This is a genomic window from Ruegeria sp. AA6 (assembly GCF_056542865.1).
In genome coordinates, this window is the sequence record NZ_JBQGAN010000002.1 from 236966 (window position 1) to 257099 (window position 20134).

General features: G+C 58.3%; 23 protein-coding genes and 1 tRNA gene. 11 read left to right on the forward strand and 13 right to left on the reverse strand.

The features are described from left to right. Positions 1-4: 4 nt before the first annotated feature. Positions 5-784, reverse strand: a complete 780-nt coding sequence (gene xth / locus ACR0LN_RS04150; protein ID WP_480427957.1) for an exodeoxyribonuclease III — start codon at positions 782-784, stop codon at positions 5-7. Positions 785-1066: 282 nt separating this feature from the next. Continuing rightward, on the reverse strand, positions 1067-1390 hold the full coding sequence (locus ACR0LN_RS04155; protein WP_480427958.1) for a HesB/IscA family protein: 324 nt from the start codon (positions 1388-1390) through the stop codon (positions 1067-1069). 76 nt (positions 1391-1466) lie between these two features. Between ACR0LN_RS04155 and ACR0LN_RS04160 the strand changes: the two genes are divergently transcribed. Next, entirely contained in the window at positions 1467-2609 is a 1143-nt protein-coding gene (locus tag ACR0LN_RS04160) for a deoxyguanosinetriphosphate triphosphohydrolase (RefSeq protein WP_480427959.1), read from the forward strand. On the opposite strand, the gene ACR0LN_RS04165 is transcribed toward ACR0LN_RS04160, so the two are convergent. Further along, a complete protein-coding gene (locus ACR0LN_RS04165; protein WP_480427960.1) occupies positions 2610-3161 on the reverse strand; it encodes a putative pterin-binding protein in 552 nt (183 codons plus the stop codon). A gap of 132 nt (positions 3162-3293) precedes the next feature. Here ACR0LN_RS04165 and argS point away from each other — a divergent pair, with 132 nt between their 5' ends. The 6 genes from argS to ACR0LN_RS04195 all read left to right on the forward strand — a co-directional run bounded on the left by argS (position 3294) and on the right by ACR0LN_RS04195 (position 8899). Next, positions 3294-5039, forward strand: coding sequence for an arginine--tRNA ligase (gene argS, locus ACR0LN_RS04170; RefSeq protein ID WP_480427963.1), 1746 nt, complete (start codon positions 3294-3296; stop codon positions 5037-5039). A gap of 88 nt (positions 5040-5127) precedes the next feature. After that, positions 5128-6192: an SPOR domain-containing protein gene (locus tag ACR0LN_RS04175; RefSeq protein ID WP_480427964.1), complete on the forward strand. Its 1065-nt coding sequence runs from the start codon at positions 5128-5130 to the stop codon at positions 6190-6192. Next, positions 6189-7196 (forward strand): beta-N-acetylhexosaminidase, encoded by a 1008-nt coding sequence (gene nagZ, locus ACR0LN_RS04180; protein ID WP_480427966.1) that lies wholly within the window; start codon positions 6189-6191, stop codon positions 7194-7196. The genes ACR0LN_RS04175 and nagZ overlap by 4 nt, the downstream gene beginning before the upstream one ends. Continuing rightward, positions 7186-7980: a segregation and condensation protein A gene (locus ACR0LN_RS04185; protein WP_480427967.1), complete on the forward strand. Its 795-nt coding sequence runs from the start codon at positions 7186-7188 to the stop codon at positions 7978-7980. The genes nagZ and ACR0LN_RS04185 overlap by 11 nt, the downstream gene beginning before the upstream one ends. Next, positions 7973-8623, forward strand: coding sequence for an SMC-Scp complex subunit ScpB (scpB, locus tag ACR0LN_RS04190; protein WP_480427969.1), 651 nt, complete (start codon positions 7973-7975; stop codon positions 8621-8623). Before ACR0LN_RS04185 ends, scpB begins: the two co-directional genes overlap by 8 nt. A gap of 63 nt (positions 8624-8686) precedes the next feature. Beyond that, positions 8687-8899, forward strand: coding sequence for a hypothetical protein (locus ACR0LN_RS04195; RefSeq protein ID WP_480427970.1), 213 nt, complete (start codon positions 8687-8689; stop codon positions 8897-8899). On the opposite strand, the gene ACR0LN_RS04200 is transcribed toward ACR0LN_RS04195, so the two are convergent. The 8 genes from ACR0LN_RS04200 to ACR0LN_RS04235 form a co-directional block, all read right to left on the reverse strand. Continuing rightward, entirely contained in the window at positions 8900-9982 is a 1083-nt protein-coding gene (locus tag ACR0LN_RS04200; RefSeq protein WP_480427972.1) for a 2'-deoxycytidine 5'-triphosphate deaminase, read from the reverse strand. A gap of 61 nt (positions 9983-10043) precedes the next feature. Beyond that, a tRNA-Pro gene (locus ACR0LN_RS04205) sits at positions 10044-10120 on the reverse strand. 61 nt (positions 10121-10181) lie between these two features. Next, positions 10182-10811 (reverse strand): MerR family transcriptional regulator, encoded by a 630-nt coding sequence (locus ACR0LN_RS04210; RefSeq protein ID WP_480427973.1) that lies wholly within the window; start codon positions 10809-10811, stop codon positions 10182-10184. 18 nt (positions 10812-10829) lie between these two features. Continuing rightward, positions 10830-11132 carry an integration host factor subunit alpha gene (gene ihfA, locus ACR0LN_RS04215; protein ID WP_008755922.1) on the reverse strand — a complete coding sequence of 101 codons (303 nt, stop codon included), beginning with the start codon at positions 11130-11132 and terminating at the stop codon, positions 10830-10832. Between the two features lie 96 nt (positions 11133-11228). Further along, positions 11229-12200 (reverse strand): beta-ketoacyl-ACP synthase III, encoded by a 972-nt coding sequence (locus ACR0LN_RS04220; protein ID WP_480427974.1) that lies wholly within the window; start codon positions 12198-12200, stop codon positions 11229-11231. Positions 12201-12221: 21 nt separating this feature from the next. Next, positions 12222-13310 (reverse strand): phosphate acyltransferase PlsX, encoded by a 1089-nt coding sequence (gene plsX, locus ACR0LN_RS04225; RefSeq protein ID WP_480427976.1) that lies wholly within the window; start codon positions 13308-13310, stop codon positions 12222-12224. Between the two features lie 23 nt (positions 13311-13333). Next, entirely contained in the window at positions 13334-13540 is a 207-nt protein-coding gene (gene rpmF, locus ACR0LN_RS04230; RefSeq protein WP_008756996.1) for a 50S ribosomal protein L32, read from the reverse strand. Between the two features lie 206 nt (positions 13541-13746). Beyond that, positions 13747-14283, reverse strand: a complete 537-nt coding sequence (locus ACR0LN_RS04235) for a YceD family protein (RefSeq protein ID WP_480427977.1) — start codon at positions 14281-14283, stop codon at positions 13747-13749. A gap of 85 nt (positions 14284-14368) precedes the next feature. Here ACR0LN_RS04235 and ACR0LN_RS04240 point away from each other — a divergent pair, with 85 nt between their 5' ends. From ACR0LN_RS04240 to ACR0LN_RS04250, 3 genes are all read left to right on the forward strand, one after another. Continuing rightward, entirely contained in the window at positions 14369-14845 is a 477-nt protein-coding gene (locus ACR0LN_RS04240; RefSeq protein WP_480427980.1) for an outer membrane protein assembly factor BamE, read from the forward strand. Between the two features lie 98 nt (positions 14846-14943). Then, positions 14944-15678, forward strand: a complete 735-nt coding sequence (locus ACR0LN_RS04245; protein WP_480427981.1) for a GNAT family N-acetyltransferase — start codon at positions 14944-14946, stop codon at positions 15676-15678. Positions 15679-15746: 68 nt separating this feature from the next. Next, complete coding sequence (locus ACR0LN_RS04250) at positions 15747-17555, forward strand: ABC-F family ATP-binding cassette domain-containing protein (protein WP_480427983.1); 1809 nt, start codon at positions 15747-15749, stop codon at positions 17553-17555. Here the strand turns inward: ACR0LN_RS04250 and ACR0LN_RS04255 are convergent. Beyond that, the gene (locus ACR0LN_RS04255; protein WP_480427984.1) at positions 17552-18103 is read right to left on the reverse strand and encodes a sugar O-acetyltransferase; all 552 of its coding nucleotides are present in this window, start codon (positions 18101-18103) and stop codon (positions 17552-17554) included. The two genes, ACR0LN_RS04250 and ACR0LN_RS04255, sit on opposite strands and share 4 nt — an antisense overlap. Positions 18104-18112: 9 nt before the next feature. Next, positions 18113-18868: an SDR family NAD(P)-dependent oxidoreductase gene (locus ACR0LN_RS04260; protein WP_480427985.1), complete on the reverse strand. Its 756-nt coding sequence runs from the start codon at positions 18866-18868 to the stop codon at positions 18113-18115. Positions 18869-19078: 210 nt separating this feature from the next. Here ACR0LN_RS04260 and ACR0LN_RS04265 point away from each other — a divergent pair, with 210 nt between their 5' ends. After that, positions 19079-20116, forward strand: a complete 1038-nt coding sequence (locus ACR0LN_RS04265) for a hypothetical protein (protein WP_480427987.1) — start codon at positions 19079-19081, stop codon at positions 20114-20116. Positions 20117-20134: the final 18 nt, after the last annotated feature.

Below are 20134 nucleotides of genomic sequence, written 5' to 3' on the forward strand. Positions count from 1 at the left end.
TCCACTACAGGTCCAAGTCGACCCAGACGGGGACGTGGTCCGAGGGCTTCTCTTGCCCGCGCACGGCAGCGTCTATTTGGCAATCACGCATAAGGTCGGCTGCCTGCGGTGTCAGCAGAAAATGGTCGATGCGAATGCCGTCATTCTTGTTCCAGGCGCCTGCCTGATAGTCCCAAAAGGAATAGTGGCCGGGGCCTTGTGTGCGAGCGCGGAATGCCTCGGTAAAGCCTAGATTGAGAATCTTGCGAAACGCGGCGCGGCTTTCGGGGCGAAACAAGGCATCCTCGCGCCAGACATCGGGTCTGGCAGCATCCACGGCCTGTGGGATGATGTTATAGTCACCTGCCATGAGGGCCGGTTCCTCGGCGGCCATCAAGTCGCGTGCGCGGCTATACAGCCGTTCCATCCACGCCAGCTTATAGTCGTATTTCGGACCCGGTACCGGATTGCCGTTAGGAAGGTACAACCCGCAAATCCGCAGAGCTTGCTTGCCGATTACCGTGGCCTCGATCCAGCGCGCCTGTTCGTCTTCATCGTCACCGGGTAGGCCGCGCGAAACGTCCTCTAGCGGAAGCTTCGACAGGATTGCAACGCCGTTAAAGCTTTTCTGACCATGCGTTTCGACGTTATAGCCGCGCTCTTCGAACAACTCGCGTGGGAAATTTTCGTCGACCGATTTGATTTCTTGCAGCAAGACGACGTCAGGCTGCGCCTCGTCCAGCCAACGGGGCAAAGCCTCGGCCCGCGCCTTGATGCCGTTAATATTGAACGTGGCGATTTTCATGCGCGATCCTCCGGTGGCTTGCCGAAACCTATCGCCCAGAACTGGCCCAACGGCAAGTCGGATGGCAGGTTTGCGAGGCTCTGCCTCGCGCTCCGAGGTATTTTTAGCCAGATGAAGAAACGGATCATTAACTAATTTGGTAGAAAAGAATTGGGCGGTACAGGCGGAGGCGCCGATGACCGCGCCAGGTGAAGCTCTCCGATGGATGGTCGGAGAGCGGATCCCCTGCTTCATCTGGCTAAAAATACCTTGGGGGTTTGGGGGCAAAGCCCCCATCAAAAATTACATCGAGAATGACGTGCCGCAGCCGCAGGATGAGGTTGCGTTTGGGTTTTCGATTACAAACCGCGCGCCGATAAGTTCCTGTGTGAAATCGATCACCGCATTTTCAAGAAACGGGAGAGAAACTGAGTCGACAATAACCTTTTGGCCTTTGCCTTCCAGCACAAGATCATCCTCTGTCGGCTTATCCAGCGCTATTTCGTATTGAAATCCGGAACATCCGCCGCCTTCCACTGCGACGCGCAGGGCTTGACCCTGATCCGCAGCGCCGATCTCGGCCAAACGTTCAAAGGCGCGTTCTGTGACTGTGGGGGGCAGATTCATGCCGGACTCCAAAGGTTTATTTCCTTACCGCAGTACAATATATGAAACCTAAGGACAGGCGACAAGGACAAGACCTTTGGACAGAGCAGGTTTTGCCTCGGATCCCGGCCGCGCGAGGGGGCGGTTGGTGCCAGAGGAGGAGAGCAGTTTCCGGTCATGCTTTCAGCGTGATCGGGACAGGATTATTCACGCCAGCGCATTTCGTCGGCTCAAGCATAAGACCCAGGTATTTGTGGAACATGAGGGTGACAGCTACCGCACTCGTTTGACCCATTCCATTGAGGTGGCGCAGGTGGCGCGTACGGTTGCTGGGGCGCTTGGGCTGAACCCGGAATTGACCGAAGCCGTGGCGCTTGCCCATGATCTTGGACATACGCCTTTCGGGCACACGGGTGAAGATGCACTACATGCGCTGATGGCGCCTTATGGTGGTTTCGATCACAACGCGCAGGCCATTCGGATCGTTACCAAGCTGGAGCGGCATTACGCAGAATTCGATGGCTGTAACCTGACTTGGGAATGTCTGGAGGGGATAGCCAAGCACAATGGGCCACTGACCGGCGTTTTGCCGTGGGCCTTGGCCGAGTGTAACGGCGGCTTTGATCTGGAGCTGCACACCCATGCCAGTGCCGAAGCGCAGGTGGCGGCTTTGTCCGACGATATTGCCTACAACAACCATGACTTGCTGGATGGGCTGCGCGCCAATTTATTCACGGATGCGGAAATTCAGCAGTTGCCGATTGTCTGCGACTGTTATGCCGAGGTCGACCGAACCTATCCAGGTCTGGACCCGTACCGCCGCAGGCATGAGGCGTTGCGGAGAGTCTTTGGTGTCATGGTCTCGGACGTAATTGATACATCGCAAGACTTGATTTCCAAGTCCGAGGCGCAAACGGTCGAAGACATTCGGCATCTGGGATATCCGGTGATCCAATTCTCAACCGGTCTTTGGGCGCAGCTCAAGGAAATCCGTGCCTTTTTGTTTACGCGGATGTACCGCGCACCCAGTGTGATGGAGGTGCGGGAAGAAGTTGCTCGGGTCGTTGAAGAGCTGTTTCCGATTTACCTCAACGACCCCAAGCAGATGCCCACCCGCTGGCACAGCGATATCGAGGCTGCCGCGGATGAGACGGCACTGGCAAGAATCGTGTCTGACTATATCGCGGGAATGACAGATCGCTTTGCGCTGCAGGATCACAAAAAACTGACGGGCGGGTAGTTACTCTATCGCGATGTATGCCAGCGCCCAGACCTGCTGCCCGGCTTGTTCCTGAGCCAGTTCAGCATCGCTGGTGGGTGGAAAAACGATCATCGTCGGTCCATAACCGCCAATTCCCATCGGGACGCCATCTGCGTGGGTTGCCACGATGGGCTGGTGCGTGGCGATGCTGTCCCACGGGATTTCGGATTGATAGCCGTCCATAGCCATGGGTCTGGCGATTTTTCCTTCGGCCCCTGCCATAGTCATCACGTCAGAAAGGCGTGGGCCCGAGAACGCAATATCGCGCTGATTGCTTTCGGGGCCGTAGGCGATGGTGATCTCGACCTGTTCCAGCCCGTCCAGCATCGAGGCATCAAAACCAGCCGCCCCTTCGTGCTGCACTTCGAGGAACCTCAGCAGGCCGCCCTCGTTTTCCGCTCGGGCCGGAAGGTTGGTTTCCGTCACTGCGCCGCCCAGTGTTAGCAGAACATGTCCGGTCGGCGCGGGCATCTCGGCCCAAACCGGCGTTGAGGTGGTCAGGACAAAGGCAAGGGGCAGGGCGAGGCGCATGGACAGGTCTCCGATTAGGGATTTCCTGTGACCTTAGACCTGTTTACGCCTAATCCAAGCGGAAATTGATCGCTTCCATTGACCTTGCCGCTTTGCGTGTTAAACCGCCGGGCAAGCAAAAGGACATCCGTAATGAACCTGTTTTCCGAGATCCGCGGCCTTGTACTGGACGCGCTGGCGCAGATGCAGTCCGACGGCGCGCTGCCCGAAGGGCTGAGCTTTGACAACGTGGCGGTCGAACCGCCGCGCGATGCGGCGCATGGGGACATGGCGACCAACGCGGCGATGGTGTTGGCGAAGCCGGCCAAGATGAAGCCGCGCGACATTGCCGATGTGCTGGCCGGGAAACTGGCGGCGGATGACCGGGTCACCAGTGCCGAGGTCGCCGGGCCGGGCTTTTTGAACCTGCGTCTTGCACCGGTCGTTTGGCAGGGCGTTCTGGCTGCGGTTCTGGAAAAGGGCACAGATTACGGCCGTTCGACCATGGGGCAGGGGCAGAAGGTCAACGTCGAGTATGTTTCGGCCAATCCAACTGGCCCGTTGCATGTGGGCCATACGCGGGGCGCTGTATTCGGCGATGCTTTGGCAAGCTTGCTGGCTTATTCGGGTCATGACGTCACCCGTGAGTATTACATCAACGATGGTGGGGCACAGGTGGATGTGCTGGCGCGGTCGGCATACGAACGTTATCGCGAGGCCAATGGGCTGAGCCCAGAGATCGCAGAGGGGCTGTACCCCGGTGATTACCTGATTCCGATTGGTGAGGCGCTGAAAGACAAATACGGCGACAGCCTTATCGACAAGCCGGAAAGCGAGTGGCTGGGAGATCTGCGCAACTTTGCCACCGACGCGATGATGGACCTGATCCGGGCTGACCTGAAGGCGCTGGGCGTCGAGATGGACGTGTTCTTCTCAGAGAAATCGCTCTATGGCACGGGCCGGATCGAGGCCGCGCTGCAATCGCTGACCGACAAGGGCCTGATCTATGAAGGCGTGTTGGAGCCGCCGAAGGGCAAGAAGCCCGAGGATTGGGAGCCGCGCGAGCAGACCCTGTTCAAGTCGACCGAGCATGGCGATGACGTTGACCGCCCGGTGAAGAAATCGGATGGTGCCTGGACCTATTTCGCCCCGGACATCGCCTATCATTATGACAAGGTAACTCGCGGCTTTGACGCTCTGATAGACGTGTTTGGTGCCGATCACGGTGGGTACGTCAAGCGGATGAAGGCGGCTGTTTCGGCGCTGTCTGATGGTAAGGTGCCGCTGGATATCAAGCTGACCCAACTGGTGAAGCTTTGGAAGAATGGTGAGCCTTTCAAGATGTCCAAACGGGCCGGGAACTTTGTAACTCTGCGCGATGTTGTCGATCAGGTTGGCCCGGACGTGACCCGTTTCGTGATGCTGACCCGCAAGAACGACGCGCCCTTGGATTTCGATTTCGACAAGGTGCTGGAGCAGAGCCGCGAGAACCCCGTGTTCTACGTGCAATATGCTCATGCCCGCGTCATGAGCGTGCTGCGCCGCGCAGCCGAGGCCGGGATAGCTGCCGACGACGGGACCTTGTCCGCTGCGGACCTGAGCAAGAACGATCACGCCTCGGAACTGGCCGTCGCCAAGAAGCTGGCGGAATGGCCGCGTCTGGTCGAGATTGCCGCGCGCACCAACGAACCGCACCGGGTTGCCTTCTACTTGTATGAACTCGCAGGGGATTTCCACGCGCTGTGGAACAAGGGCAACGATGAAACTCAGCTGCGTTTCATCCAGGATGGCGATGTTGCCACAAGCCAGTCGAAAATCGCATTGGCCCGGGCTGTTTCTGTTGTGATTTCAGCGGGCTTGGGTATTCTTGGCGTTACCCCAGCGCAGGAGATGCGGTAACAAACTCCGCCCGACGCGCCGGTACGAGGTAGGCAAGAAATGACCCGCGCGCCATGTTTTTAGGCGCTCAACGGGCAGTGAGGCGGACATGGCACGTTACGATTACTCGGGGCAGGACCGCCCCGAGCATATGCATTACACGAATCAACCGCATCCGCAGGATGGGTATGAATATTCCGACGACATGCAAGGGTATGAGGAAGCGCCGCGCGCAGCGGGGCTTGGCCGTATTGTCAATGCGATGGGGGCGGTGGCCTCTTTGGCGTTGGTCGCGGGGATTGGTGTGTGGGGCTATAAGCTGGTGATGCGCGATGTCAGCGGCGTGCCAGTCGTACGGGCGATCGAAGGCCCGATGCGCATTCAGCCTGAAAACCCCGGCGGAACCCCTGCGGATCATCAGGGGCTGGCCGTGAATGCGGTGGCTGCGGTTGGAACTGCGGCACCTCCGGCGGATCGATTGATCCTTGCCCCGCGCCCGGTGTCTTTGACTGATGAAGACATCCCCGTGGAACCTCTGAAAGCCACTCCGGCCGTGCATGTGGTTGAGGAAGAGATTTCAGATCAGGAAGCCGCGCAATTGCGCCAGGGCTCGGTTGATGCCTTGGTCGCCGAACTTGCCGGCGAGGCGGCCAAGATTGAAGAACCGGCAGAGCAGGGCGTTCAACTGGCTGCTTTAGTTACGCCCGAGGACGAGCCAGCAATCGACCCCGCCGATCTGGCCGCGCAACTGCCCGACCCAGAGCTGGCAGCGCAGCCTGGGGTTCGCAGGTCTCTGCGGCCGATCACACGCCCGGCGCGTGCAACACCCAGCGGCATCACCCCAAACAGCAGCACCGAAGCGGCGATCAACGCTGCCGTCAAAGCGGCTGTTGGGTTGGATGTGGACCCGAATTCCCTATCCAAGGGCACCCGCATGGCGCAGTTAGGTGCTTATGAAAGCTCGGACGTGGCGCGCACAGAATGGGATCGTCTGAACAATAGGTTCGGTGATTATATGAATGGAAAACAGCGTGTTATCCAGAAAACCTCACGCGGGGGGCGGACGTTCTATCGTCTGCGCGTCTTGGGGTTTGATGACCTGAGCGATTCACGCCAGTTCTGCGCCGCGCTCGAAGCGCGTGGAGCTGACTGTATTCCGGTGGCCGCTCGGTGAGTTTTGGAGCTGCGATCACCGACGCCGAAGGTTTGCGCCTGACGCCCGAAGAAAAGGCTCTGTTTCGTGAAATGAACCCGTTCGGGTTCATTTTGTTTGCCCGTAATATCGACACAGCTGATCAGGTCCGTGCCTTATGCGATGATTATCGCGAAGCTGTAGGGCGCAATTGTCCGATCACTATTGACCAGGAAGGCGGTCGCGTACAGCGCCTGCGCGAACCGCTGGCGCGCGAGTGGAAGCCCCCATTGGATCACGCGCTGCAAGCAGGGGATCAGGTTGAGCAAGCCATGTACCTTCGCTATCGCCTGATCGCGAATGAGCTTTTTGAGCTGGGCATCGACAGCAACTGCGCCCCGATGGTCGATCTGATACGAGAAAACACGCATGCCTTTCTGAAGAACCGTTGCTATGGTGCTGATCCCAAAGCCGTTTCCAAGATCGGTAGGGCAGTTGCCAAAGGGCACTTGGATGGTGGTGTTTTGCCCGTCATGAAACACATGCCAGGCCACGGTTTATCGACATTGGACAGCCACCACGATCTTCCGCACGTGGACTTGCCGCAGGATGCGCTGGAGCAGGCTGACTTCGCTCCGTTTCGCGCGCTGAACGATCTGCCGATGGGGATGACCGCGCATTTGGTTTATGACCAAATCGACCCGCAGCCTGCGACGATCTCGTCCACTATGATTGGCCTGATCCGCGAAAAGATCGGGTTCGACGGCCTGATCATGACCGACGACATTTCGATGAAAGCCCTTAGCGGGGCGCCTGAAGAGGTCGCCATACAAGCGCTGGCCGCCGGATGCGATGTGGTTCTACATTGCAACGGCACATTCGAAGCGCGTGCCAAAGTGCTGGAGGCTGCGGGGCAAATGACCGATCTGGCGCAAAAACGTGCGGAAAAGGCGTTGGCTATGCGGCAAAAGCCGGCGGAACTTGACATCCAAGCCGCCGAGGCGGAACTATCTGCCCTAATGGGCGGGCAGGTATATGAACGATAACCTATTTAGCGAAGATCCGGTCTCGGTCGCGGATCGTCTTGCCGCCGAGGCGTTGATTGTTGACGTCGACGGGTTTGAAGGTCCGTTGGACGTTTTGCTGACCTTGTCGCGCACGCAAAAGGTTGATCTGCGAAAAATCTCGGTTCTGGCGCTGGCGCAGCAGTATCTGGCCTTTGTCGAAAAGGCCCGTGCACTGCGGATCGAACTGGCCGCCGACTATCTGGTCATGGCGGCCTGGCTCGCTTTTTTGAAATCCCGCCTGCTGCTGCCACCTGATCCCGATGACGAAGGGCCCTCGGGCGAGGAACTGGCTGCGCATCTGGCGTTCCAATTGGAACGCCTGCAGGCTATGCGTGATGCTGCAGCGCGATTAATGGCGCGCGATCAGTTGGGCCGCGATTTCTTCAAGCGCGGGCAGGGCGAGGATATCACCCGAATCCGCACCGTGACCTATTCGGCGACCTTGCTGGACCTGATGCAGGGCTATGCCCGCATTCGCACGCGCGACGAGTTCCGCCCCTTTGTAATGGACCGCGACTCGGTGTTCACGATGGAGCAGGCGCTGGAGCGGATGCGCCCACTGATCGGGTTCGCCGGAACGTGGACGGATATGGAGACGTATCTGCCCGACGGCTGGGATGCTGATCCGGTTCGCAAGCGGTCGGCGACGGCTGCGACCTTTGCGGCTTCGCTGGAACTGGTGAAAGAAGGACATATGGAGATCAAGCAGAGCGAGACCTTTGCTCCGATCCATCTGCGCAAAAGGACTGAAACTCGTGACTGACGCCCCTGAAGAGACAGGTACCCTGTTCGAAGCGCCGCCCCTGGCGGAACAGGAACGCATGGTCGAAGCGGTGCTGTTTGCCAGCGCCGAGCCAGTGACGATGGGTGATCTTGAAGCCCGGATGCCTCATGGCAGCGACGCGGCGCAAGCTGTTGAATTGCTGCAGAAACGTTATGAGGGGCGCGGCGTACGCGTGGTTCGCGTGGGTGAAGCTTGGGCGATCCGCACTGCGCCGGATCTGGGTTTTCTGATGCAGAAGGAAACGGTCGAGACCCGGAAACTCAGCCGGGCTGCGATCGAAACACTGGCAATTGTGGCCTATCACCAGCCTTGCACAAGGGCCGAGATCGAGGAAATCCGAGGGGTCTCGGTCTCGCGCGGGACAATCGACCAATTGCTGGAGATGGAGTGGATCAGGCTAGGCCGTCGCCGCATGACACCGGGTCGCCCGGTCACCTTTGTGGTGACACCGCAATTCCTGGACCATTTTGGGCTGGAGAACGCGCGTGACCTGCCGGGTCTCAAAGAGCTGCGCGCCGCTGGTCTGTTGGAAAACCGTCCACCTCCGGGCACCATCCCGCTGGGCGAGGGGCGCGACGACGAAGAAAACGAAGATCAGACCGAACTGTTCGAGGAAGAGTGATCCGCACCCCTTTTGTTGCAGTGCGAAACACCTATGTTGAGGCTCAGGAAACGGAGTTGAGCAATGAACGCCAATCGGATCATAGACATGCTCGTACGTCAGGTCATGCGCCGCCTTGTCAACAAAGGCGTGAACAAGGGATATGACATGGCAAGCCGCATGGGAGGTCAGTCCGATGAACCCAATCGCGCGAAGAATAAAGGGCCGCGCCCGTCACAGAACCTGAAACAAGCGCAACGGATCACGCGCCAAATGCGCCGATTTACAAAGTTCTGATCAGCCGCCTGCAGCCTTGAAATGTTTCGACAGCTTTAGCCCCTGTCCCTGATAATTTGACGCAATGCCCGCACCGTATAGCTGCGTGGGCATCTCGGCCATTTTCTCATAGACCAGCCGCCCGACGACCTGTCCGTGTTCCAGCACGAAAGGGGCCTCATGACAGCGGACTTCCAGCACGCCACGCGAACCGGCTCCTCCGGCGGCGGCGTGGCCAAAACCGGGATCGAAGAAGCCTGCGTAATGCACCCGGAACTCACCTACCATCGCCAGATAGGGGGCCATTTCGGCGGCATACATGGGTGGGATATGGACGGCCTCACGGCTGACCAGAATGTAGAACGCCCCGGGGTCAAGTATGATGCGGCCATCAGTGGTGCGTACTTCTTCCCAATATTCCTGTGGGTCGTATTCGCCGATCCGGTCCAGGTCGATCACTCCGGTATGTGGCTTGGCGCGATAGCCGACCAAATCGGTATCGGGCAGTTGCAGATCAACTGAGAACCCGAGCCCGTCCTGAATAACTGCTGGGCCGTCCACCAAAGGCGACTCGGTGTGAAGCGCGTTCAGTTCCGCGTCGCTCAGTACTGCTTGGCCCTGACGGAATCTAATCTGGTTCAGGCGCATGCCCGGACGCACCAGAACCGAGAAGGAGCGGGGGCAAATCTCGGCGTAGAGAGGACCGGTATAACCCGCAGGCACCCGGTCGAATTCAGTGCCGCCATCGGTGATGGTGCGTGTCAGCAGGTCCAGTCGCCCAGTCGAGCTTTTGGCGTTGGCCACAGCTGTCACATTTTCGGGCAGGGCCAACGATTCCATAAGTGGCACCAGATAGACGCAGCCTTTTTCCAGAACCGCTCCGTCCGAGATGTCGATGCGGTGCATTTCGAACTCGGCCAGGCGATCCGCAACCGAGCGCCCTTCGCCGGCCAGAAAAGACGCGCGAACGCGGTAAGCGACTGTTCCAAGGCGCAAATCAAGGCTGGCGGGTTGGACCTGAGCGGGAATGATTTCGGGGCTCGCGGCAATCTCACCGCGCGCAATCATCGCTTCGATCTGTTGGTTTGGGCATACGCCTGTCATTCCGATCCCCCCTGATGCCAGAGCGGGATCTGGCCTGTCTGCCATAAACGTCGGTGTGATTTGGTCGGGCTAGCAGGACTCGAACCTGCGACCTTCCGTCCCCCAGACGGACGCGCTACCAGGCTGCGCCATAGCCCGACGTTGAGGTGTTCATAAAGACTTTCCCGGCAGGGGCAAGAGGAAATCATCGCCTTTTTTCTTAACCCGCCGTTCGGTTTTCAATGCGATCCAAAACGGCGCGCAAGTCTTTTGCCACTGGTGCTATCTGTTTCAACAGTTGGTCATCGAAATCCGTGCGTTCCCACGCCTGCGTTGCGATTCCGCCAAGCAAAGGCGCCTCATCCAAAAATTCTGGTTCGGGTTTTAGTGCGGGGGATTCAGGCTCGGGCCTATGCGGTCGAGCTTGGGCTGGGGGGGCGGGCGGCTCTGGCTTGGTTTGTGCGGGCGCGGATTCACCCAAATCCAGCTTGGTCTGTTCGCTCACCGGGGCAGGTTTGGAGGTGAACGGCACAACCACATTGTCGTTCGCCAATGGTGCCGGATCAGCCGATTCATCCAACCCTTGAGACAGAGAGGCGACGTAGTTCACCCCTTGTTCGCGCAAGATGCGTTGAACGCCCTTGATAGTGATTCCATCCTCGTGCAGCAGTTTCTTGATGCCGCCCAGAAGACGCATGTCGTTGGGGCGATAATAACGCCGCCCCCCGGCGCGTTTTACTGGCTTAACCTGAGTGAAGCGGCTTTCCCAGAATCGTAGCACATGAGCCTGAACGCCCAGCCAGTCCGCGACTTCACTGATCGTGCGAAAGGCGTCGGGGGACTTGCTCATGACCGTGCCGTCCTGATCTTACTTGCGGTTCCCTGCGGCGACGCGATCCTTCATCAGGTGCGACGGGCGGAAAGTCAGAACGCGGCGGGGTTGAATCGGAACCTCTTCGCCGGTTTTGGGGTTGCGGCCAATGCGGGCGGTCTTGTCCCGAACGCTGAAGGTGCCGAAAGACGAAATCTTTACCTGTTCGCCGCGCACCAGCGCGTCGGACATGTGGTTCAGAACGCTTTCAACCAACTGCGCGCTTTCGTTGCGTGACAGGCCAACCTCACGGAAGACGGCCTCACTCAGATCCATTCGGGTCAGTGTTTTATCGCCCATACCTTTTCCCCTGTTGATGCCATAGAATATGGCGGGGGGAAATTCACTGTCAATATCAATGAATTGCAGGACGGCGTGTAAGCTGAATTGCGCCGGTTACCACCGAAGAACAACTGCACCCCAGGCCAGGCCGCCACCGATAGCCTCGGTCACGATCAGATCACCTTGCTTGATCTGCCCACGCTGTTTGCCCACAGACAGGGCAAGGGGAATCGACGCTGCCGAGGTGTTGCCGTGGTCTTGAACTGTCACCACGACATTCTCCATCGGCAAGCCCATTTTCTTGGCAGTGCCTTGAATTATCCGAATATTTGCCTGATGTGGCACGATCCAGTCGACGTCCGAACTGTTGAGCCCGACGCTATCCAAAGCGGTGTTGGCTGTTTTTGCAAGCTTTTCAACGGCATGGCGGAAGACTTGATTGCCCTGCATTCGCAGATGGCCGGTCGATTGCGTCGACACGCCGCCATCGACATAAAGCAGATCCTTATAGCGGCCGTCTGAGTTTAGGTCGGTCGCCAGGATACCCCGATCGTCCGATGTGCCTTCGGCGTCTTGCAGTTCAAGGACCAGCGCACCGGCCCCATCACCAAACAACACACAGGTGGAACGGTCCGACCAATCCATGATTCGAGAGAAGGTTTCGGCACCGATCACCAAAACACGTTTAGCCTGACCAGACAGGATCAACGCATTCGCGTTGCTAAGCGCAAACACGAAACCCGCGCAGACGGCCTGAACGTCAAAGGCGAATCCCTTGGTCATGCCCAACCGGGCCTGAACCATGGTGGCGGCGGACGGAAAGGTTAGATCGGCGGTTGAGGTCGCCAAAACAATCGCATCGATGTCGTCGGCGGTCAGCCCTGCGTCAGCCAGCGCGGCTTCGGCTGCATTGGTGGCCAGATCGGAAGTCGTCTCATCATCAGCAGCAAAGTGGCGGCGTTCGATCCCCGAGCGGGTTCTGATCCACTCATCCGTTGTATCAAGCGTCTTTTCAAACTCAGAATTCGGAACGATGCGCTCTGGCAAATAATGTCCGACTCCTACGACAACTGAACGGCCTGCCATGTTAGGGTACTGCCTTTTTTGTTATTCGCCGGCCTTGGACGGCGGGTGGGCGGCATCTTGTGCAAGCTCGGCTGTCGATGCAACCCGTGCCGCCAATTTTTCGGCAAAACCAGACTGGGCCAAAGTGAAGGCCAATTTGACTGCCGCTGAGACTCCGGTGGCGTCGGCACCACCATGCGACTTGACCACAGTTCCGTTGAGGCCAAGGAAAACCCCGCCATTTACACGGCGTGGATCGATACGTTTTTTTAAGCGATTTAGTGAAGTGATCGCGAGGATTGATGCCAAACGCGACAATGGGGAATACTTGAACGCCTGACGCAGCAGGTCGCCAATCAGGCTTGCCGTTCCTTCGCCGGTCTTGATCGCGACATTGCCGGTAAACCCATCGGTTACAATGACATCTGCCTTGTCGCCGGGTATATCGCTGCCTTCCACGAACCCAACAAATTCGAAGTTTGCTTGTTCCGCGAATTCCGCGATCAGCGCGTGTGCTTCTTTCAGCTCAGCGCGGCCTTTATGTTCTTCGGTGCCGACATTCAGCAGGCCGATGCGCGGACGTTCCAACGCCATACCATTGCGGGCATAAGAGGCACCCATAAGCGCATATTGCAGCAAATCCTTGGCGTCGGCACGGACATCCGCACCTACATCAAGCATAACGTTGAACCCCTGCGGGTTGCGCGAGGGCCACAGAATCGCAATCGCCGGACGGTTCACGCCCGGCAATTTACGCAGCCGCATCATCGACAGAGCCATCAGCGCGCCGGTATTGCCGCAGGAAACGGCGCCATGTGCCTCGCCTTGGCGCACCGATTCCAGCGTCGACCACATCGAGGTCTGCTTACCGTTGCGCACAACTTGGCTGGGCTTGTCCTCCATCGTGACCACGTCGGGGCAATCACGAAAAACGACGCGCCCTTTCAGGACACGCCGTTTGGCGACAAGTTTGCGCAGCGTCTGCTCAGGCCCATGCAGGATGAACGCGATGTCAGGGTTCTTATCCGCCGATTTGGCGACGCCCGCCACCACGGCAGCGGGCCCCGAGTCTCCGCCCATAGCGTCAACCGAGATGGTAATCCGTCCGGCCTGCGAGGGCTGTTCTGTCATGCCTTGCCTGCGCTTTGAAAGGCTTAGGCCGCGTCTTCGTCCAGGTCGATTTCGTCGGCCTGCGCGACGACTTCACGGTCATCGTAGTGGCCGCAGGATGCACACACGTGGTGCGGGCGCTTCAGCTCACCGCAGTTGGGGCATTCGTTCGGGTTTGCAGCAACCAGAGCGTCGTGTGCGCGGCGGTTGTTGCGACGCGACTTGGAAACTTTGTTCTGTTGGACGGCCATGGTCTCAACCTTTGTCTACTGAGGGCCAACAGATTCGCTGTGGGCCGGGTTTCATTCTTCGTTTTTCTCGTGGTTTGACGCGCGTTTAGGGCACACGCCCTACGTTGTCCAACCCAAATTCCGATGAGCGCGCGAAAATACTGCGATTCTCGACATGTTCAAGCGATTTTTCTGAGCGCCTGCTATGACAGGAAAACAGACCTATGTCACTCGTCTTTTTTCAACGCATCGCGCAAACCGGCCAGACCGGCAAAGGGTTTTACATCTTCGTCTGTCATCGCTTGCTTGCCCGGTTCGGTAAAGTCGGCCTGCCCAAGTTCGGCACCATCTTTGCGCGGATATTGGGGCAGGGCCAGAGACAGCGCTTCGATCATCACAAGTGTGGGGTCGATTTCGGCGCCCAACTGTTCAGTCTCATCACCTTCGGGGATTTCGAATTCAGGCTCATCAGGGTCGACCCAGTCGGCGACAAAGACCCGTGCAACCGGAATGTCGATCCGCGTGGTAACAGGCTCAAGCGTCACGACGCATGGCTGAATCACCGTGGCACCCAATTTTCCATTCAGCGTCCAGTCGCGTTTGCCCTGTGCCCTAACGTCACCTATGAAGCTGAGTTTGCGCAGGCCCAGTAGGCCAAGGTCGTGCTTGATTGCCTCCAAAGCCTTGGCATCTGGGCGCAAGTCAAAGGGGGTGGGGGCATTCTGGGGCAGGTCGGCCACCCGCAAAGATGTTTGGTTGCTCATTCGTGACCCTTTCCTGTGTTGAACCGGGGCTGCGGTTTGATGTAAGCGGATAGGGCCCGCACGGGGCCAAGGCAAGAGGGTGTAAATGTTGAAGGTTGTGAACAGGTTGAAACCGGCGTCAAAAACGCTTGTCTTTGCGGCCTGTTTGGTTGTGACTGCGGCATGTACACCGGTCTTCAAAAATCATGGCTATATCCCGACACCTGAAGATCTGGCCGAGATCAAAGTGGGCGTCGATACCCGCGACACCGTGCTGGAAACGGTCGGAGCCCCAAGTTCGTCTGGCGTGGTTCGTGATTCCGGTTTTTATTACGTCCGATCACGTATTCGTCATTATGGTCCGAAAAGGCCCGAGGTTATCTCGCGCGAGTTGGTGGCGATCAGCTTTGATAGTCGCGGTGTCGTCCGAAACATCGAACGATTTGGGCTTGAGGACGGAATCGTTGTTCAACTGGATCGCCGCGTGACCGAGTCGTCGATTGAAAAGTCGGGCTTCCTGCGTCAGCTGCTGGGCAACATCGGCAACTTCAACCCAGCCAATATTCCAGGGGCGACCCAGTAATAAAGAGCCACATCTTGCGATGGTCATAAGACGGTCACACTGTGTGTGGTAAGGACGCGGCAAGAGGAAACAGGTCAGCAACCTCGGAGGATGCGACCATGGCACTATTGCTCGGCAAGGGGCGGTATCGCGCCCGGTTGGCGCAGACGCCTGCGGATTTGGCGGCGGCGCAGCGACTTCGGAGTTTGGCCTTCGGGACAGAGCAGACTGATCATGACGAGTTCGATCAGATTTGTGCGCATATTCTGGTTGAAGATTTGCGTAGTGAGGGGCAATTGGTCTGCTGCTTTCGCATGTTGACCATGAATGACGGGACCCAGATCGGTCGTAGTTATTCAGCGAAATTCTATGATCTGTCGGCCCTTGAAAGGTTCGAGGGGCGGATGGTCGAGATGGGGCGGTTTTGCATCCATCCCAACTGGAGTGACCCAGACATCCTGCGTGTCGCCTGGGGGGCAATGACGGCCTATGTGGATCAGAATAACGTCGAGATGCTGTTTGGGTGTTCGTCCTTTGCAGGAACCGAGACTGGGGACTATTTGGACGCCTTCGCCATGCTGAAGCACCGGCATTTGGCTCCCAAACGCTGGTTGCCTCGGGTCAAGGCACCAGATGTATTCCGCTTTGCGGCGCGACTGCGCCGGAGGCCGGATGCCAAAAAAGCTATGCTGCGGATGCCACCTTTGCTGCGTACCTATCTGATGATGGGCGGCTGGGTCAGTGATCACGCAGTGGTCGATCGCAGCATGAACACGCTGCATGTCTTCACCGGGCTGGAAATCAGGGCGATTCCCCCGGCAAGGAAACGTTTGCTGCGAGCGGTGGCCGGGTAATTTGAGTATTTTGGAAAAGGTGAAGCAGAGGCGTTGACGCGTTGTGTCAGCCGGTTTAGCTGGCGGGTATGGCGAGAATTCCTTTGTTGCAGATGTCCGGCATTTCCCTGACCTTTGGGGGCGACCCGGTGTTTTCCGAGCTGGATCTGGTGGTTCAGCCGGGTGATCGCGTGGCCTTGGTGGGGCGGAATGGGTCAGGTAAATCCACCCTTATGAAAGTTATGGCTGGCCTGGTCGAACCTGACCGCGGCGACATCGTGATTCCTCCCGGAAAATCCGTTGGATACATGGAACAAGACCCCAGTATGGAGGGATTTGCCACGCTGGGCGACTATGCCTCTAGCGGGTTGGAGCCCGGCGAGTTGTATAAGGTTGAACGCGCCGGTGAGGGGCTGAAGTTCGATCCTTCACGCCCGATTGAAACCGCCTCGGGCGGGGAACGGCGGCGGGCGGCCTTGGCTAAGCTGATGGCCGAAGCGCCCGACCTGATGCTGCTGGACGAACCGACAAACCATCTGGACATCGAAGCCATCGCGTGGCTGGAACGTGAGTTGGGCGCGACGCGGACTGCCTATGTGCTGATTTCACACGACCGCGCGTTTCTGCGTGCGTTGACGCGTGCCACGCTTTGGATTGATCGCGGGGCAGTGCGTCGGCAGGAACAGGGGTTCGACGCGTTCGAATCCTGGCGTGACAAGATTTGGGAAGAAGAGGATCAGCAACGCCACAAGCTGAACCGCCTGATCAAGTCCGAAGCGAAGTGGGCCGTCGAAGGCATCAGCGCCCGTCGCAAACGCAATCAGGGCCGGGTTCGCGCTCTTCAGGCACTGCGGGCCGAGAAAGCGGCGCAGATCAAGCGTCAGGGTTCAGCTGCGATGACGCTGGAGGCCGGGCCGAAATCCGGGCGAAAGGTGATTGAAGCCAAAGGGTTGGCTAAGTCTTTTGGGGCGCAACAGATCGTTCGGAATTTCGATCTGCTGGTGCAGCGCGGCGACCGGGTGGCCTTTGTCGGACCAAACGGTGTGGGCAAGACGACGCTATTGAAAATGTTGTTGGGTCAGGAACAGCCGGATGATGGCTCGGTGACATTAGGCACCAACCTTGAGATAGCCGTTTTCGACCAGACGCGCGCGCAACTGGACCCCGAAATGAGCCTGTGGGACAGCCTGACTGGCGACCCCGAGATGCGGGTATCCGGCAAGGCCGATCAGGTGATGGTCGGTGGGCAACCCAAGCATGTTGTTGGCTACCTTAAGGAGTTCCTGTTTGACGAGAGGCAGGCAAGAGCGGCCGTTAAATCTCTGTCAGGTGGAGAAAAAGCGCGATTACTGCTTGCCAAGTTGATGGCCAAGTCCTCGAACCTGCTGGTGTTGGACGAACCGACCAACGATCTGGATGTTGAGACGCTGGACCTGTTGCAGGAGCTGCTGGACGACTATGACGGCACTGTTCTGTTGGTCAGCCACGACCGGGATTTTCTGGATCGTGTGGCAACCACGACCATCGCAATGGAGGGCAATGGCCGTGCCACTGTCTATGCGGGCGGATGGTCTGACTATATTGCCCAGCGTGGAGATGTGGTTGATAAGAAGACTGAAAAAACAAAATCTTCCAAGCCGAAGATAAAGCAGGAAAGCCAACCCAAATCCGGCCTGTCATTCTCGGAGAAGCACCGGCTTGAGAAACTGCCAGCCGAAATCGCCCGACTTGAGGCCGAGATCGGCAAGCTGGAAGAACTCATGTCAGATCCCGAGTTGTTCACCCGCGAACCTGTGAAATTTCAGAAGGCGACCGAAGCGCTGGTTGAACGGCAGGAAAAGCTGGCGGCAGCTGAGGAAGAGTGGCTGATTTTGGAAGAAAAAGCCGAAAGTGTTTAGCAGTAAGCAAGGGGACGGGCTGGGTTCCCGACCACGGTTTGATTTGCTGCAACGTCTTTGGTGACGACACTTCCCGCGCCAATGGTGGCATTGTCGCCAATGGTGATACCGGGCATCAGGATGGCGCCACCGCCCACCCATACGTTCCGACCAATGGTCACGGGGAGCCCGATTTCCAGACCCTGTGAACGCTCGTCAGGGTCCTTGGCGTGCTGGGCGCAATAGATCTGTACGTGCGGGCCAAACATCGTATCGTCTCCGACCCGAACTGTTGCGGTGTCCAGAACCACGCAGCCCGCATTGAAATAGACCCGCGCGCCAAGGTGAATGTTCATCCCATAGGCGCAATGAAACGGAGCTTCGATAAAGCAATCCGGGCCAGTTGCCGCAAACAATGCCTGCAAATCAGGTGCCATGGCGCCGCGGTTGTCTGGATGGCAGGTGTTATGCGCGTGAACGGCGCGGCGGGCTTGCGAGCGCAACGCCTCAAGTTCCGCGTCCAAACAGCAATACCACTGCCCGGAAAGCATCTTTTCCCGTTCGGTCATGACGCAGACTTACCGCATTCGCAATGCACCGTCGATGCGGATAACTTCTCCGTTCAGGTAACCCATTTCGACGATGAAACCTGCAAGCCGTCCGTATTCGCGTGGATCGCCCAGCCGGGCAGGGTTGGGAACGTCGGCGGCCAACTGCTGCTGCACGTCTTCGGGCAGGCTTGCCAGCATTGGGGTCATGAAGATACCGGGGGCAATCGCCATTACCCGTATTCCGCTTGCGGCCAGATCACGCGCCATGGGCAACGTCATGCCGACGACCCCACCTTTCGAGGCCGCATAGGCCGCCTGTCCCTTTTGACCGTCAAACGCGGCGATGGATGCTGTGTTGATTATCACCCCGCGCGCGCCGTCGAGCTCTGGCTCGTTCTTTGCCATCTCGGCTGCAGCGAGGCGCGATATGTTGAAGGTGCCCACCAGGTTGATGTCGATCGTGCGTTGAAACGCGTCCAGGGGGTGGGGGCCGTCCTTACCAACCGTCTTGGCGCCGATGGCGATACCTGCGCAGTTCACGGCGGCTGTGATGCGGCCCATCTTCTTTTTTGCATGAGCCACAGCGGCCGCGACCGAAGTTTCGTCAGTCACGTCCGTTTCCGCGAAATGTCCGTCTATTTCAGCGGCTACTTGCGGGCCACGGGTGGTATCTCGATCCAATATGGTGACTTGCGCGCCCAGCTCCGCGAAGTAGCGTGCGGTTGCTTCGCCCAGTCCTGAAGCGCCGCCAGTGATGATTGCGCATGTGTTGGCCAATTGCATTGCGGATCCTTACATATGGGATATGAACATTCGTTCATTTAACGTCCAAATTTAGGTGCTGTCCATAATTTGGGCGCTTATTTTCTTGAGGTCTATGCCTTTTCTCAAGCCATTCTCAGACGCTCTTTAACCAAGCTTAATGCTCAGGTCTCACATCGACATTTAGCGAAATGGCGAGTCGAACAAACGCCGTTTAAGGAGACTAAAGATATGAGCAAGAGTTTAAGGATTGGAATCCCGGCGCTGGTGGCAGCCCCTTTGTTAACAGTTATGGCAGCAAGCAGCGCGTCTGCGGCACCAGAAGTGTGTAACTGGAAAACCGCGCGGGATGCTGCAAATCGTGGGGATTATCAGGCGATGTGCGATTGCCAGCAGGTTACTCCCAGCTTTTTGGAGCGCCTGCAAACACGGTCGGATTTTGCGACCACACTGCGCAACACGTCAGCACAATGCCCTGGATTGGCAGCGTTGTTGACAGATATTCCTACAGGTTCGATTGGCACGTCCGGGAATTCTGGAGAAGACCTTGGAGACGAGCAGTTCGCCCAGTTTAACCCAGATAACGGCGGCGGTAACGGCGGGAACAACGGCGGCAGCAACGGTGGGAACAATGGCGGCGGCAGCGGCGGGAACAACGGTGGCGGCAACGGCGGGAACAACGGCGGCGGCAACGGCGGGAACAACGGTGGCGGCAACGGTGGGAACAACGGCGGCGGCAGCGGCGGGAACAATGGTGGCGGCAACGGCGGGAACAACGGCGGCGGCAACGGCGGGAACAACGGCGGTGGCAGCGGCGGCGGCAACGGCGGGAACAACGGCGGCGGCAACGGCGGGAACAACGGTGGCGGCAACGGCGGGAACAGCGGTGGCGGCAACGGCGGGAACAGCGGCGGTCCGGGCAACGGCAATGGAAACAACGGGAATTCCGGGAACGGGGGGGGCAACAATGGTGGGTCCGGTCCCGGCACTGGTAATGGTGGCGGGAACAACGGCCAAGGTAACGGTTCCGGTAACGGCGGTGGCGGTCATGGCAATGGTGGCAGTAATGGCGACGGTAAAGGTGGCGACAAAGGAGGCCACGGCGGTGGCAAAGGCGGCGATGGCAAAGGTGGCCATGGTGGCGGTAAAGGAGGCGACGGTAAAGGTGGCGGCAAAGGTGGCCACGGAGGCGGCGACGGCAAAGGTGGCGGCAAAGGTGGCCACGGAGGCGGCGACGGCAAAGGTGGCGGAAAAGGCGGCAAGCGGTAATTGTATTTACGCCAGCTG

What these genes read in the sequence shown, in the direction of transcription:
- ACR0LN_RS04240 (WP_480427980.1), top strand. Translation starts at nt 14,369, where the DNA reads ATGTTGAAGGTTGTGAACAGGTTGAAACCGGCGTCAAAAACGCTTGTC.
- ACR0LN_RS04175 (WP_480427964.1), top strand. Translation starts at nt 5,128, where the DNA reads ATGGCACGTTACGATTACTCGGGGCAGGACCGCCCCGAGCATATGCAT.
- argS (WP_480427963.1), top strand. Translation starts at nt 3,294, where the DNA reads ATGAACCTGTTTTCCGAGATCCGCGGCCTTGTACTGGACGCGCTGGCG.
- ACR0LN_RS04165 (WP_480427960.1), bottom strand. Translation starts at nt 3,161, where the DNA reads ATGCGCCTCGCCCTGCCCCTTGCCTTTGTCCTGACCACCTCAACGCCG.
- ihfA (WP_008755922.1), bottom strand. Translation starts at nt 11,132, where the DNA reads ATGGGCGATAAAACACTGACCCGAATGGATCTGAGTGAGGCCGTCTTC.
- ACR0LN_RS04255 (WP_480427984.1), bottom strand. Translation starts at nt 18,103, where the DNA reads ATGACCGAACGGGAAAAGATGCTTTCCGGGCAGTGGTATTGCTGTTTG.
- ACR0LN_RS04220 (WP_480427974.1), bottom strand. Translation starts at nt 12,200, where the DNA reads ATGGCAGGCCGTTCAGTTGTCGTAGGAGTCGGACATTATTTGCCAGAG.
- ACR0LN_RS04185 (WP_480427967.1), top strand. Translation starts at nt 7,186, where the DNA reads ATGAACGATAACCTATTTAGCGAAGATCCGGTCTCGGTCGCGGATCGT.
- ACR0LN_RS04195 (WP_480427970.1), top strand. Translation starts at nt 8,687, where the DNA reads ATGAACGCCAATCGGATCATAGACATGCTCGTACGTCAGGTCATGCGC.
- xth (WP_480427957.1), bottom strand. Translation starts at nt 784, where the DNA reads ATGAAAATCGCCACGTTCAATATTAACGGCATCAAGGCGCGGGCCGAG.
- ACR0LN_RS04235 (WP_480427977.1), bottom strand. Translation starts at nt 14,283, where the DNA reads ATGAGCAACCAAACATCTTTGCGGGTGGCCGACCTGCCCCAGAATGCC.
- plsX (WP_480427976.1), bottom strand. Translation starts at nt 13,310, where the DNA reads ATGACAGAACAGCCCTCGCAGGCCGGACGGATTACCATCTCGGTTGAC.
- ACR0LN_RS04260 (WP_480427985.1), bottom strand. Translation starts at nt 18,868, where the DNA reads ATGCAATTGGCCAACACATGCGCAATCATCACTGGCGGCGCTTCAGGA.
- ACR0LN_RS04250 (WP_480427983.1), top strand. Translation starts at nt 15,747, where the DNA reads ATGGCGAGAATTCCTTTGTTGCAGATGTCCGGCATTTCCCTGACCTTT.
- ACR0LN_RS04210 (WP_480427973.1), bottom strand. Translation starts at nt 10,811, where the DNA reads ATGAGCAAGTCCCCCGACGCCTTTCGCACGATCAGTGAAGTCGCGGAC.
- ACR0LN_RS04245 (WP_480427981.1), top strand. Translation starts at nt 14,944, where the DNA reads ATGGCACTATTGCTCGGCAAGGGGCGGTATCGCGCCCGGTTGGCGCAG.
- ACR0LN_RS04200 (WP_480427972.1), bottom strand. Translation starts at nt 9,982, where the DNA reads ATGACAGGCGTATGCCCAAACCAACAGATCGAAGCGATGATTGCGCGC.
- rpmF (WP_008756996.1), bottom strand. Translation starts at nt 13,540, where the DNA reads ATGGCCGTCCAACAGAACAAAGTTTCCAAGTCGCGTCGCAACAACCGC.
- ACR0LN_RS04155 (WP_480427958.1), bottom strand. Translation starts at nt 1,390, where the DNA reads ATGAATCTGCCCCCCACAGTCACAGAACGCGCCTTTGAACGTTTGGCC.
- ACR0LN_RS04265 (WP_480427987.1), top strand. Translation starts at nt 19,079, where the DNA reads ATGAGCAAGAGTTTAAGGATTGGAATCCCGGCGCTGGTGGCAGCCCCT.